The following is a 13,125-nucleotide window of genomic DNA, read 5'->3' as shown; positions in this document are numbered from 1 at the left end:
GTTATTGTTGGTGATCAAGTTTTTTTTTCTGAGAAAGATGCCTGAATATCTAATTTGATTTTATTATAGGTACTATTTATTACCTATAATAAGGGAAATGATAATTCTGTAGCTAATACCTAGAAATTTGTTCGAGTACTTTCTATGAATGCAGAAGGTAATACGATTATAATTCATCCATCAAAGAAGAATTTAGCTTCCCTAGTGAGAAAAGATATGATATTTAGGCATAATATGTAACAAATTATTTTGTGTCTACATAAAAAATAGTTTAAAGAGGAGATTGTAAATTAAATAATTTCTGCTTTTTTTAATAAATTATAGCAATGGAGGTTTAATTATGAGAATACTTGTAACAGGTGGAGCAGGATATATTGGTAGTCATACATGTGTAGAATTACTAAATAGCGGTTACGAAATTATAGTAGTGGATAATCTTTCGAATAGCTCGGTAGAATCTATAAATCGAGTGAAAGAAATAACAGGAAAACAATTTAAGTTTTATAAAGAAGATGTTTTAAATCGCGAAGCGCTTGACGCAATTTTTGAAGAAAATGCAATTGAAGCAGTTATTCACTTTGCAGGATTTAAAGCTGTAGGGGAGTCAGTAGCGATTCCATTAACATATTATCATAACAACATTACAAGCACGTTAGTGCTATGTGAAGTAATGCAGAAACATAATGTAAAGAAGATAATCTTTAGTTCATCTGCAACTGTATATGGTATCCCGGAAACGTCACCGATTACGGAGGAGTTTCCATTAAGTGCAACAAATCCATATGGTCAAACGAAATTAATGATTGAGCAAATTATGCGTGATGTAGCATTTGCAGATGCAGAATGGAGTATCGCATTACTTCGCTATTTCAATCCATTTGGTGCACACGAAAGTGGGCGTATCGGAGAAGATCCAAATGGAATCCCAAATAACTTAATGCCATATGTAACGCAAGTAGCAGTAGGTAAGTTAAAAGAATTAAGTGTATTCGGAAATGACTATCCAACGAAAGATGGAACAGGAGTCCGTGATTACATCCATGTTGTGGACTTAGCAAATGGTCACGTAAAGGCGCTTGAGAAAGTACTGAGTACAACAGGAGTAGATGCTTATAACCTGGGCACAGGCATGGGCTATAGTGTACTAGAGATGGTTGAAGCATTTGAAAAAGTTTCGGGCAAGAAAGTTCCTTATAAAATTACAGAGCGTCGCCCAGGTGATGTGGCAGTATGTTTTGCTGATGCATCGAAAGCAAAGCGTGAATTAGGCTGGGAGGCAAAACGCGGATTAGAAGAAATGTGTGCAGATTCTTGGAGATGGCAGTCTGAAAATAAGACTGGATATCAGAAAGTTAGTAACTAGAGAATAGGTTATAGGTGCTAAAACTTTCATTGAGTTATCAATATAGTTTGGCTTAAAAATTGAATTAGATGTATAATGTATTTTATATTTTGTAGTCATAATAATTTGATAGCGGTACCTGAAGAAAGAAGGTTAAAAGCATGAAAAAGAAAATCTTATTTTGGATATTAGGAATCATAGGAGTATTAATTATAGGTGGAGGAGCTTACGCTTATAATATATATTCTTCTGTTTCAAAAACATTAGATGAAGTTCATAAACCATTAAAACGTGATCAAGGTAATAAACAAGAAGAAAAAATCAATAAATCTGAACCTGTTTCAATTTTACTATTAGGTGCAGATGAGCGTGGTGGAGATAAAGGACGTTCAGATTCTTTAATGGTCATTACATTAAACCCTAAAAACAATTCAATGAAAACAGTAAGTATTCCTCGTGATACATATACAGAAATTGTTGGAAAAGGTAAAAGTGATAAAATTAATCATGCGTATGCATTTGGTGGCGTAGACATGTCTGTAGCGACAGTAGAAAAATTCTTAAATGTTCCAATCAATTACTATATTGAAGTAAACATGGAAGGATTTAAAGATATTGTAGATGCAGTAGGCGGGGTCGATGTTAATAATGATTTAGAATTCTCCCTGGAAGGGAAACACTTCCAGAAAGGGAATATTCACTTAACGGGTGACCAAGCTCTAGCATATACACGCATGCGCAAAGAGGACCCACGAGGCGACTTCGGTCGTCAAATGCGTCAACGTCAAGTGATGCAAGCTGTTATTAAGAAAGGTGCAAGCTTCTCTTCTTTATCAAGCTATGGAGATGTACTTACAGCAATTCAAAAGAATGTGAAGACAAACTTAACGCAAGATCAAATGTTTGATATGCAAAAGAATTATAAAGATTGTCTGCAGAATAGTGAAGATATTCAAATCCCAGGTGACGGCCACAAAGCTGCTGATGGTATTTGGTACTACTATGTTCCGGATGCTGCAAAACAAGATTTAACGAATAAATTAAGAGCGCATCTTGAAGTGACTAAGTAGTATGTAATAACCCAACTCCTTTGGAAGGAGTTGGGTTTATTTTTGCGTGAATTTATATTAGTATTATATATTGTGAGATTAATAGATGAGGTGAATCGATGAATAAGAAAGCGGTACTTGTCCTTGTTATTTTTGTATTGTTTGTTGCTTCGATTGTGAGCGGTAAATTGTACTGGAATAAGAAAGTTGCAAATGCAACGGGACAGACGAGTGAAGTAACGAAAACAAAGGCTGAAGTGAAAGATAGCGGAGCAAAGAAAGAAGAGAAAAAGGAAGAGAAAAAGGAAGAGAAAAAACAAGATGCGAAGTCATCTTTTAATGAAGCATACGCGAAGAACTTGCCAGATGCAGTGAAAGAGAAGTTAAAGAAAGCTGCTGAGGATAAAAAGGCAGTAAATCTTGTTATTGTTGGTGATGAAGCTTCTTCATCTGAAAAAGGTGCTTGGGCAGCTAAGTTAACGACTAATTTAGAAACTGCTTATGGTAAAGGTTTATGGAATGTGACTGTAAAGGAATATAAGGGTGAAAGTACAGAAGAGTTAATCGCGAATAAGCGTGATAAAGAGATTGCGAAAGAGAATCCAGATGTGATTTTATTTGAGCCACCATTTATTACTGATAACGGTAAAACTGGTAATGGGAATTCTGTTGCGAGTACACAGAAGTTTGTTCAAGCACTTTCTACTAGTGCAAAGGGCGCTACGATTATGATTCAGCCATCAAATCCAGTGTATGGTGCGAAAAATTATCCGAAAGCGATTGAAGCATTAAAACAATTTGCGACGCAAAATAATTATACATACATTGATCATTGGGGAGCATGGCCGGATGCATCGACAAAGGCTATCCTACCATACTTAAAAGAAGAGTTTGGTTTCCCAACTGCTAAAGGTCATGAAGTTTGGGCACAATATGTAACGGATTATTTTGTAGCTAAATAATAAAAGGGGAGAGGGTATCGTCGACAAAATATGTTCGACAATACCCTCTCTTTTTTTATAAGATTTTTGCTATACTAAACTGTACTATAATACATGATGGAAGGAGGAGAATGATGAAAATACTTGTGGTTGATGATGAATCGAGTATTCGTAATTTGATTCGGATGCAGTTGGAGATGGAAGGTTATGAAGTATTGGCAGCGGCTGATGGGAGAGAAGCTTTAGAGCGATGGAATGAAGGGCCGGATGTATTGATTTTGGATGTTATGCTTCCGGATACGGATGGGTATGAGTTGCTTCGTTTGTTCCGTGAGAGGGATAGGGATATTCCGGTGCTTATGTTAACAGCAAAGAGTCAGATGAATGATAAGTTGCTTGGCTTGCAGCTTGGTGCTGATGATTATGTGACGAAGCCGTTTAATTATGCGGAGCTTATTCTTCGGATTAAGAATATGGCGCGGCGTGTAAAGAAGACGGAGGCCGCTGTAAGTCATGAAGTAATTGAGGCTGGAGAGATAGTGATTTGTCCTAAGGAAAGAAAGGTACATGTGAGTGGACAAGAGATTCAGTTAACGTACCGAGAGTTTAATTTATGTCAGTTGTTTGTTTCAAATCCGCAGCGTGTGTTTATGAGGGATGAGTTGCTTGAGAAAGTATGGGGGTTTGAGTATATCGGAAATACGAGAGCAGTTGATATTATGGTGCAGAGACTTCGCAAGAAGCTCGGGACGAGCGGAGAATATATTAAGACAATTTATGGCGTTGGCTATAAACTGGATTGTTAAGTGGTGATGGTATGTCTTTAAAGCGAAATATGGTGTTTGGAATAGTTGGGCTGTTAATTCCGATTTTTGTTCTTTTATATGCAGTTGTTTATATTACGTTAGAAAAGAATATGTATCATAACGCAGCAGATTCTTTAGAAAAGTTAAGTGTAGAAGCACAAATTTATACGATGAATTATTTAGAGAAGGAAGCAGAAGTGGATACGCTTGGTCCTAATTCACTTTTAATTGCGTCCTATTTAGCGAAGCGTATGGATGTCCGTGTGCAGATGATCGGGAAGAATGGCGATGTTGTTGCAGATACACAAAAAGGGGCATTGCTTCACCGTAACATCGACATTGAGAGTTCTTTGAAGGGAAAGAAGTCTTATGTTTTTGAGGAGGCGGATCCCGCTCCCATTCTTTTGTTTTCAAGCCCGGTTTATTATGGAAACGATGTCATTGGAAGTATTCGTTTTATAAATGAGTTAACGGGCGAGAAGGAAGTTTTAACAAATGTGAGCTGGACGTTCTTAATGACATCTCTTTGTTTAGTAGCTACCGGTATTTTCTTTGCGATTCGTTTGGCGAAGTCTCTTCATAAACCAATTGATCAGTTGAGACAAATGGCACAGCGGCTCGCGAATGGTGATTATAAGAGTAAGATTGAGTTAAATGAGTACGTGGAAATTGCTCAGCTTTCAGCATCTTTTAATGCGATGGCCGATGGAATTGAGCTGCATATTAAGCAATTGCAGGAGGAGAAAGAGAAGCAGAAAGATTTCCTAGACCGCATTACGCATGAATTAAAAACACCGCTAACGGCAATTATCGGTTATGTTGATTTAATTCCAAAGTTACAGTCGAAAGAAGATGTACAGGAAAGTCTTCGTTATGTGGCTGTGGAAAGTGAGCGTTTATTATCACTTGTAGAGGAACTGCTTAAGTCTTCGAAATATGGGAAGAGTACGTTTGAAGTGTCACCTACAGTTGTGAACATAAAGGAATTGGCAGAAGAAGCTGTTTCAATTGTGAAACCTCGTCTAAATCAATTTGAAATTGAAGTGATAAATGAGTTAACGGATGTACATGTTGTTGCGGATTTTGATAAGACGAAGCAAATTTTCTTAAATGTGCTTGATAATGCAATTAAGTATAGTGATGCTTCGCACATTCGTATGAATGTAATTGTAAATGAGCATGAGGCAAAGGTTTTTGTTCATGATGATGGGATCGGTATAGACGAAGTGGTGCTTGCAGAGTGGAATGAGTCTTCGAAAGGAAAGGCACTTCCTTCTAGTTACGGGAATGGTTATGGTTTGTATATTTGTCAGGAGATTATGAATAAGCAGGGCGGAAGCATGCGGATTGAGAGTAGTGAAGAAATAGGTACTACAATATTCATTACATTTTTGCTTCCGAGAAGGATGGAAGACATAAAAAACTTGAAAGCGGTTAAATGATACATTTATGAAACAATTATGCGGTATTTTCGAAACAACGTTTTTTTATCTTGGAGGTAGGCAGAAATGAAAAGGCTATCATTTCAAATTCTTATGTTTGTCATTTGTATGATTGTTTCTCTTGTTTTGTTTTATGTTATGGAGAAGCAAATCTATAATCGAATCAACATTGTAAATGATAAACAAGCCGTTTTACAAAGGGTGAATGAATCTCTTCCAATTGAAGTGAAAGTAAGACATGAAAAGTGGGGAGAAATTGTTGTAACGGATGAAGTTCGTTTGCATACGATTGTTTCATTCTTTGACCGAATTCGAATAGAACCTGAGGACGTTAAGAGCCAAGAACAAGTATTTACTGGAGAAGTAACGTACTTGAATGGACATAAGCGTACTTTTGCAGTAGGTGACTTGTTCCAGTATGGGGAAAATGTATACGGAAAGAATGGCATGGATCCGATGATTTCAGCACTTCAAACGTATTTATTAAGCCTGTATTACACGCCAGAGCGTATTAGTGATTTCTTTGCTTCGGCAAAGGATATCGTAGTACGTCAAGGCGATGTGGTACGTACTATCAATCTTACGCACATACTTGATTCTATTCGGTACGCAAAGCAAATTACAGATTACGGAGAAATTCAGAAGTTATTACAATCGCAGAATGAACCGATTGCTTATATTACAGCTTATAAAACAGGTAAGCGTGTAAAGAATGATCGTGAAGATATTCTTACGATTTCTGTGTATCCATCGTACTTTGTTGTGCAATATCTCGGTGATAATAACGGGAATGTCATGTATATGAAAGGCTCTCTAGCAGAGTTATTCGTAAAGGAGAATGCGTCATGAGAAAGATAGCCTTTTTCTTCTTTTTGCTAGTAATTGGAGGAGCGATGTCTAGTTGCTCTCGAGATACAACCTCTATTAAATATAGTAAAAATGGTCTCCCTATTTTGGATGATCGTCATATTGTTGCGTATGTAGCGGCTCGTGAGGAAGTTGGTGAAGCGTTACTTTCATCATTTTGTAAGCCACGCGGATGTACGTATGAATTTATTCGTCTTTCAACAGAAGAACTTCTTCGTAGAGTGGAAGAAGAAGCTGGAAATCCGAAGGCGGATATTATTATTGGCGGTACAGTAGATGCGCATCAAATGATGAAGCAAAAAAATCTTTCTATTCCTGTGATAAGCCAACATGCAAATCGTATTTCAAAAACTGTTAAAGATAAAGATGGTTATTGGTACGGTTATGAAGTGGAGAAGCTGGCAATTGCGATTAATAAAGAGCGGTGGAACGAGGAAATAGCGCCGCTCGGTCTCTCGTATCCGTTAAGATGGAAAGATTTATTGAATCCAGTATATAAAGGAAAGATTGTCATGCCCGATCCAAATGTTTCAGGTACAGCATATACGTTTTTCCAGTCACTTATTGATACGTTAGGTGAAGAGGAAGCGAAGGAATATGTGAAAAATCTGGCAGAACAAGTTGGAGAAGTAACAGTAAATGGTTACATCCCAGCAGAACTTGTTGCGAGCGGTGAATATATGATAGGCATCAACTTTATGGGAGATCAGAGAATGCTTCAAAAACAAGGCTTTCCTATTTTAAGTAACGAACCTGAGCAAACAGGGTTATCCGTTAATGCGATTTCTAAACTAAAACGTGCACCGAGTGGTATTATTGCGGATTTATTTATTGATTATTGTTTATCAGAAGAAGCGGGTCACATTTTAGAAAAAGTGTCGTTTGGCGTACCAACGATGTTTGCGAAGAATGAGAAAGAAATAGAAGGACAGCCGGTTAGAAGGACGAACCAAAATATATCAAATAGCGGAATAATCGAGATATGGAATAGACAGCGTCTCTCTCTGAAGTGAGAAAAGGAGACGAAAATATATGTTTAAATGGCTCAAGCCAGCACCTGCAATTGAAAGATTGCCAGCGGATATGATCGACCGTGTATATCGATTACTGCGTATTCGTGTGTTAATCGGGATTTCAGTTGGATATGCTGCTTATTATTTAGTTCGTAGTAACTTTACGTTATCAAGTACGTACTTAGTACAAGAATATGGTTTTAGTACAGCTGAAATTGGTCTACTAGGTTCAGTAATGGCAATTGTTTATGGATTTAGTAAGTTCTTTATGGGGAATTTATCAGATAAAGCTTTTGCCCAGCGCTTTATCGCAGTCGGTTTATTCTTATCAGGGCTTGTAAATATTTGTTTTGGCTTTGCATCATCATTTGGGATGATTGTTACATTACTTGTTGTTAACGGTATTGTACAAGGTATGGGAGCACCACCTTGTAGTATTGTTATGACGAAATGGTTCTCAAAGAAAGAACGTGGTACGAAAACAGGTCTTTGGAATATTTCACATAACGTTGGTGGAATGCTTGTGCCACCACTTGTCGGAATTGGTGTAGGTATTTTTGGTGAAAACCATTGGCAAGGCGGCGTGTTTATTTTCCCTGCAATTATCGCAATGGTAATTTCAGTTCTTGTTTGGATTAATGCGAAGGATACACCAGAATCTGAAGGTCTTCCTCCAATTGATGAGTATCGTAATGACTATGAAAATCTTGAAAAAGCAGATAATGCTAACAAGATGTCACCAAAAGAAATTTTAATGAAGTATGTAGTGAAAAATAAATTTGTATGGTTCTTATGTATTGCGAATGCTTTTGTTTATTTAATTCGTTTCGGTGTTATTAACTGGGTACCACTTTATTTAACGACAGTTAAAGGATTTTCAAAAGCAGAAGCGCATGCGGCATATGCAATCTTTGAAGGTATGGCAATTCCAAGTTCATTAATCGTTGGTTTTTTAAGTGATAAATTATTTAAAGGAAAACGTATGCCATTATGTATTATTAGTATGGTTGGCGTTGTTATTGGTACGTTTATATATTGGCAAGCAACTAGCGTACTTGTTGTAAGTATTGCAGTTTCTATTATCGGTTGTTTAATTTATGTACCACAGTTCTTAATCGGTTTAAGTGCGATGGAATTAGTACCGAAATTTGCAGTAGGTACGACAGTTGGTATGTGTGGTTTATTCGGTTATGTAGGCGGAAGTCTTGTAGCTAACGCAGCAATTGGTGTTATTGTCGATCGTTCTGGCTGGGATGGTTGTTTCATCTTACTATTAACAGGTGCGGTTTTATCAACAATTTTCTTATTTATTGTTCAACGTGGACATGAGAGAAAAGATCCTAAAGTAGCGTAATATTTTGTTTGAAAAAGCTATCCAATTGTGTGTGATTGGATAGCTTTTATATTAGAAAAAACAAACAGTATGTAAAATTGCAGTTTAATATATAAATGATTTTTGTTAATTAATATAATTTTTTTAGATTTAATAAACCAATTACGTACATAGTTAGACCGAAAAATCCGCCGCCACAGATGAAAATTACAACCTTAAATAAAGAAATAGAGATTTCTTCTGAGCCTACATAGGGAAGGATATAATTCATAAAAACAAACATTTGAAAGCCCCAAAGCACACCTGCTTTTAAGCCAGCTTTTCTTAATTTTTTCTTGAGTTGTAAATATTCTTCTTTTGTTGCACATTCAGTATCACTTAAACCTTTTTTCTTGAATTTAAAGGCTAAGTAATTAGCGTAAATCATATTAGATAGAAAAATAAATATTGTCCCTATAGATATTGTGTGATTCATAGTATCAACAAGTAACATAATAAGCATTACCAACATATTTAACCACCACAAGCCAATTCCAGCTACAGATAACTCTTTATTAATTTCTTGTTTTTGATATTCATCTCTCTCACTCAGTGTTCCAACAAAACTATTATAAACTCTTTCTTTCCATTCAATTTTCATCATTTAATCTCCCTCCCAAAATAGACTATTTAAATCTGTTTTTAGTGCTTTTGCTAATTCGATACATAAGGCTAAAGAAGGGTTATATTTATTGTTTTCAATTAAATTTATTGTCTGTCTCGCCACATTAACTTTTTTAGCTAACTCTAGTTGCGATAGCCCTTCAGATTTTCGATATTTTTTAACGTTATTCAAATATAACCCTCCCATTGATTGTTGTAGACCCCGTGTACCGAAATGTCATTTATATGTGACATTTTATAATTGAATAGATGAAATGTCAAATATATATGACAAAATAGTGATGGTGCAATTAGGAAAATGATTTTAATGATTCATCTTGGCAAGAAATTTGTTAATAAAGAATGGCTTCCATTCAATTAAAATTGCCCTTTTTCCTTTCCTTAAATCTATCTTAAAAGATATAATGTCATATTTCTAATCATTGGAATTTTTGTTACAATATAAATGGATGTGTAAAACTTTGTAAAAATAATGTAATAATATGTAATCTATTTTCAGAAAGTTTTATACAATTTTTATATTAAACTATTAAGTTATAAAAGGGAGCGAGAATATGTTACCAAATACGGTTCGTACTCCAAACAAGAAGAAGAAATGGATTATTATTGGGGTTATTGCACTAATTGTTATTGTAGCGGCAATTAATATTTTTGTTATGCAAGGGAAGAAGAAGGGTGCATCAACAAATGCTGATGCTGTAAGTTTTGAGAAAGTGACAGAGCGTAAGCTGAATAATACGAAGTTAATTTCTGGTCAGGTGAAGCCTGGTAATATTGAAAGCTTCTATGCAGATCCGGCCAAAGGGAAAGTGAAAGATATTGAGGTAAAAGAAGGGCAAGAGGTAGAGAAAGGCACGAAGTTGTTCTCTTATGATAATGAAGAGATTAATCTTCAAATGAAGCAAGCTGAGCTTGATCAGAAGATGGCGGATATGCGTTATGATCAAGGGAAAAAGAAGATTGATTCGCTAAAGAAAGAAATTAAGAAGGCGAAAGATAGCGGAGCTGGGAAAGAAGTAACGGATCCGATGGACGAGCAAGTAAGTGAGCTGGAAATTGCTCAAAAGACAACTGATCTTGAGAAAGAAAAAGGAAAGTTGCAGAAAGAAGAGTTAAGTAAGAAGCAGAAAGAGCTTACGATTTATAGTAATTTCGCAGGTGTTGTTCAAAAGTTAGATAAAGATGCGGCACAAAGTTCATCTCAAGCGTTAGGTGGTCAAGGAAAAGCGTTTTTACAAGTAGCTTCTAAAGATCCATTCCAAGTTCAAGGTACGTTAACTGAGCTTCAGAAGTCACAAATTCAAAAGGATCAAACATTCACTGTAACTGCAAAAGCAAATAGCAAGAAGAAGTGGACAGGTAAGATTACAGAGGTAAGTGAGTTCCCAACGAGCGCAGAGATGGCGCAAGCTGGCGGCGTGGGTGAAGCAACTCAAAATATGTCTCAGTATACATATAAAGCAAGCCTTGATAGCCAAGACGGTTTATCTCCAGGTTACCACGTTTCTCTGCAAGTAAACTTAGAGAATAAGACGATGATTGCTGTTCCAAGTAAAAGCATTGTAGAAAAAGGCGATGATGCATTTGTTTATGTTGAGGAAAAAGGGAAGCTTCGTAAACAAAATGTGAAAAAAGGTTCTACTGATGGAGACTGGACAGAGGTTGTAGAAGGCGTAACAGTGGGGCAAAAGGTGGTTAAAAATCCTTCCGACGATGTGTATGACGGAATGGAAGTGAAAGAGAAATGATTACGTTAAATAATATTGCTAAAACGTATTATCAAGGAAAATTGGCGGTGCCGATTTTGCATGGTATTAGTTTAACGATTCAGAGCGGTGAGTTCGTTTCTATTATGGGGCCATCCGGTTCTGGTAAGTCAACGCTTATGAATATTATCGGTTGTTTAGACCGTCCAACAGAAGGCGAATATGTGCTGAATGACGTGAATATCTTAACAGCAGACGAGTCAAAGCTTGCTTTAATTCGTAATGAATATATTGGATTTGTATTCCAGCACTTTAATTTACTGCCTCGTCTTTCCGCGGTGGAAAATGTTGAGCTTCCGCTCGTATATGGTGGTGTGAAGAAAGCGGAGCGTCGCAAGCGTGCTTTGGAGGCGTTAGGTAAAGTTGGATTGGCAGATCGCGTGCATCATTTACCGAATGAGTTATCAGGTGGACAGAAGCAGCGTGTAGCGATTGCAAGAGCGATTGCGAATAACCCAACGTTCATTATGGCCGATGAACCGACTGGTGCACTTGATACGAAGTCTGGTGAGCAAGTTATGGATATTTTCACGAAGCTTAATGCAGAAGGTACAACAATTGTTATGGTTACGCATGAAGAGGAAGTAGCAGCGTATTCTTCCCGCCGCATTGTACTGCGAGACGGGAAAGTTACAGAAGATAGAAGGTGTGCGGTATGAGTTTACTAGATAGTATAAAAATTGCCCTATCTTCTATTTTAGCTCATAAATTGCGTTCTGCTCTTACGATGCTCGGTATTATTATCGGGGTAGGTTCGATTATTACGGTCGTTGCAATCGGGCAAGGCGGGGAAGCGATGCTGAAGTCGAAATTCGCAGGTTCTGGTGGTAATAACCTTATGCCAATTCAATTTAAACCAGATATTAATGATGAGTTTGCTATAGGTGGATTTGAAATGCCGAAGTTAACGGAAGAGGATATTTTGGAAGTAAAACAAGTGAAAGATGTTTCACATGTTATTACGACAAACCAGAATTCAGAGGTGCTTGATGTAAATGATAAAAAAGCAAATTTGAATGTTATTGGTCTTGATAATGAATATTTTGCGGTTAATAAAGTAAAGGTCGTAAAGGGACGTACTTTAAATGAATCAGATATTTCTCATGCAAATAACGTTGTGATGATTAGTACAAAAACAGAAGAGACGTTATTTAAGGGCGTAAATCCAGTAGGACAAATTATTGAGATGAAAGGACAACCGATGCAAATTGTCGGTGTGTATACATCTGATAATGAATTTATGGGATTTGAAATGGAAGAAGCGTTAATCCCTCTTACGTTATGGCCTGTTTTATACGGAACAGATGAAATTCAAAGTATCGCAATTCAAGCTAAAAATGTAGACGATTTAGAAGCAGCAGGGAAACAAGCTGTTGATGTATTAAATAGTCGTAAGCCAAGTGAAATTCCGGGTAAATATGAACTGGTTAATTTAAAAGAATTCCAAGAAAATGTTTCTAAAGTTACTAACATTATGACGATGATCATCGGTGGTATCGCTGGTATTTCATTAGTCGTTGGTGGTATCGGTGTTATGAACATCATGCTTGTATCTGTAACGGAGCGTACGCGTGAAATTGGTGTACGTAAAGCACTTGGAGCAACGCGTAGTAAAATTTTATTACAGTTTTTAATTGAAGCAGTTATGTTAACACTTCTAGGTGGTTTGATCGGAATTGGTCTTGGGTATGGCGGAGCATATATCGTTTCTACATTCGCAAAATGGCCACCACTCGTTTCATGGGAAGTTGTCGTTGGAGGCGTACTGTTCTCGATGACACTCGGTATTATTTTCGGATTAATTCCAGCAAATAAAGCTGCGAAATTAGATCCAATTGAAGCATTGCGTTATGAGTAATTAATAGTGTAGTAGAACTACACATTACCGTTCTAGTGGGCGGTT

General features: G+C 36.7%; 13 protein-coding genes. 11 read left to right on the top strand and 2 right to left on the bottom strand.

Features of this window, described 5'->3' with window-relative positions; translation table 11 throughout:
• The first annotated feature begins 340 nt into the window (after positions 1–340).
• From galE to MHI26_RS27030, 8 genes are all read left to right on the top strand, one after another.
• Positions 341–1,363, top strand: a complete 1,023-nt coding sequence (gene galE, locus MHI26_RS27065; protein ID WP_061667814.1) for a UDP-glucose 4-epimerase GalE — start codon at positions 341–343, stop codon at positions 1,361–1,363.
• 140 nt (positions 1,364–1,503) lie between these two features.
• Entirely contained in the window at positions 1,504–2,412 is a 909-nt protein-coding gene (gene tagU / locus MHI26_RS27060) for a polyisoprenyl-teichoic acid--peptidoglycan teichoic acid transferase TagU (protein WP_061667813.1), read from the top strand.
• A gap of 98 nt (positions 2,413–2,510) precedes the next feature.
• The gene (locus MHI26_RS27055; RefSeq protein WP_061667812.1) at positions 2,511–3,353 is read left to right on the top strand and encodes an SGNH/GDSL hydrolase family protein; all 843 of its coding nucleotides are present in this window, start codon (positions 2,511–2,513) and stop codon (positions 3,351–3,353) included.
• A 113-nt stretch (positions 3,354–3,466) separates the two neighbouring features.
• Positions 3,467–4,138 carry a response regulator transcription factor gene (locus MHI26_RS27050; RefSeq protein ID WP_061667811.1) on the top strand — a complete coding sequence of 224 codons (672 nt, stop codon included), beginning with the start codon at positions 3,467–3,469 and terminating at the stop codon, positions 4,136–4,138.
• An 11-nt stretch (positions 4,139–4,149) separates the two neighbouring features.
• On the top strand, positions 4,150–5,580 hold the full coding sequence (locus MHI26_RS27045; RefSeq protein ID WP_061667810.1) for a HAMP domain-containing sensor histidine kinase: 1,431 nt from the start codon (positions 4,150–4,152) through the stop codon (positions 5,578–5,580).
• Between the two features lie 66 nt (positions 5,581–5,646).
• Positions 5,647–6,429 carry a DUF3919 family protein gene (locus MHI26_RS27040; protein WP_000826613.1) on the top strand — a complete coding sequence of 261 codons (783 nt, stop codon included), beginning with the start codon at positions 5,647–5,649 and terminating at the stop codon, positions 6,427–6,429.
• Positions 6,426–7,460, top strand: a complete 1,035-nt coding sequence (locus MHI26_RS27035; protein WP_001225641.1) for an ABC transporter substrate-binding protein — start codon at positions 6,426–6,428, stop codon at positions 7,458–7,460. The genes MHI26_RS27040 and MHI26_RS27035 overlap by 4 nt, the downstream gene beginning before the upstream one ends.
• 19 nt (positions 7,461–7,479) lie before the next feature.
• Positions 7,480–8,814 carry an MFS transporter gene (locus MHI26_RS27030; protein ID WP_000477603.1) on the top strand — a complete coding sequence of 445 codons (1,335 nt, stop codon included), beginning with the start codon at positions 7,480–7,482 and terminating at the stop codon, positions 8,812–8,814.
• Between the two features lie 109 nt (positions 8,815–8,923).
• Here MHI26_RS27030 and MHI26_RS27025 read toward each other — a convergent pair whose 3' ends face one another.
• Positions 8,924–9,436: a DUF3278 domain-containing protein gene (locus tag MHI26_RS27025; RefSeq protein ID WP_000975593.1), complete on the bottom strand. Its 513-nt coding sequence runs from the start codon at positions 9,434–9,436 to the stop codon at positions 8,924–8,926.
• Positions 9,437–9,628: a helix-turn-helix transcriptional regulator gene (locus MHI26_RS27020; protein ID WP_001067005.1), complete on the bottom strand. Its 192-nt coding sequence runs from the start codon at positions 9,626–9,628 to the stop codon at positions 9,437–9,439.
• 382 nt (positions 9,629–10,010) lie between these two features.
• Between MHI26_RS27020 and MHI26_RS27015 the strand changes: the two genes are divergently transcribed.
• The 3 genes from MHI26_RS27015 to MHI26_RS27005 are packed head-to-tail and all read left to right on the top strand — an operon-like array spanning position 10,011 to position 13,080.
• Positions 10,011–11,204, top strand: a complete 1,194-nt coding sequence (locus MHI26_RS27015; protein ID WP_061667809.1) for an efflux RND transporter periplasmic adaptor subunit — start codon at positions 10,011–10,013, stop codon at positions 11,202–11,204.
• Positions 11,201–11,881, top strand: coding sequence for an ABC transporter ATP-binding protein (locus tag MHI26_RS27010; protein WP_000631630.1), 681 nt, complete (start codon positions 11,201–11,203; stop codon positions 11,879–11,881). The genes MHI26_RS27015 and MHI26_RS27010 overlap by 4 nt, the downstream gene beginning before the upstream one ends.
• On the top strand, positions 11,878–13,080 hold the full coding sequence (locus MHI26_RS27005) for an ABC transporter permease (protein ID WP_000054363.1): 1,203 nt from the start codon (positions 11,878–11,880) through the stop codon (positions 13,078–13,080). Before MHI26_RS27010 ends, MHI26_RS27005 begins: the two co-directional genes overlap by 4 nt.
• The last annotated feature ends 45 nt before the right edge of the window (positions 13,081–13,125 follow it).

Source organism: Bacillus sp. FSL K6-1218, assembly GCF_038006445.1.
GTDB lineage: Bacteria > Bacillota > Bacilli > Bacillales > Bacillaceae_G > Bacillus_A > Bacillus_A thuringiensis_S.
The sequence above is the reverse complement of the archived record's forward strand: the minus strand, read 5'-3'. Positions and strand labels throughout refer to the sequence as shown.

Excerpts from the sequence above, each read along its gene's own strand:
- galE (WP_061667814.1), top strand. The coding sequence starts at position 341 with ATGAGAATACTTGTAACAGGTGGAGCAGGATATATTGGTAGTCATACA.
- tagU (WP_061667813.1), top strand. The coding sequence starts at position 1,504 with ATGAAAAAGAAAATCTTATTTTGGATATTAGGAATCATAGGAGTATTA.
- MHI26_RS27055 (WP_061667812.1), top strand. The coding sequence starts at position 2,511 with ATGAATAAGAAAGCGGTACTTGTCCTTGTTATTTTTGTATTGTTTGTT.
- MHI26_RS27050 (WP_061667811.1), top strand. The coding sequence starts at position 3,467 with ATGAAAATACTTGTGGTTGATGATGAATCGAGTATTCGTAATTTGATT.
- MHI26_RS27045 (WP_061667810.1), top strand. The coding sequence starts at position 4,150 with ATGTCTTTAAAGCGAAATATGGTGTTTGGAATAGTTGGGCTGTTAATT.
- MHI26_RS27040 (WP_000826613.1), top strand. The coding sequence starts at position 5,647 with ATGAAAAGGCTATCATTTCAAATTCTTATGTTTGTCATTTGTATGATT.
- MHI26_RS27035 (WP_001225641.1), top strand. The coding sequence starts at position 6,426 with ATGAGAAAGATAGCCTTTTTCTTCTTTTTGCTAGTAATTGGAGGAGCG.
- MHI26_RS27030 (WP_000477603.1), top strand. The coding sequence starts at position 7,480 with ATGTTTAAATGGCTCAAGCCAGCACCTGCAATTGAAAGATTGCCAGCG.
- MHI26_RS27025 (WP_000975593.1), bottom strand. The coding sequence starts at position 9,436 with ATGATGAAAATTGAATGGAAAGAAAGAGTTTATAATAGTTTTGTTGGA.
- MHI26_RS27015 (WP_061667809.1), top strand. The coding sequence starts at position 10,011 with ATGTTACCAAATACGGTTCGTACTCCAAACAAGAAGAAGAAATGGATT.
- MHI26_RS27010 (WP_000631630.1), top strand. The coding sequence starts at position 11,201 with ATGATTACGTTAAATAATATTGCTAAAACGTATTATCAAGGAAAATTG.
- MHI26_RS27005 (WP_000054363.1), top strand. The coding sequence starts at position 11,878 with ATGAGTTTACTAGATAGTATAAAAATTGCCCTATCTTCTATTTTAGCT.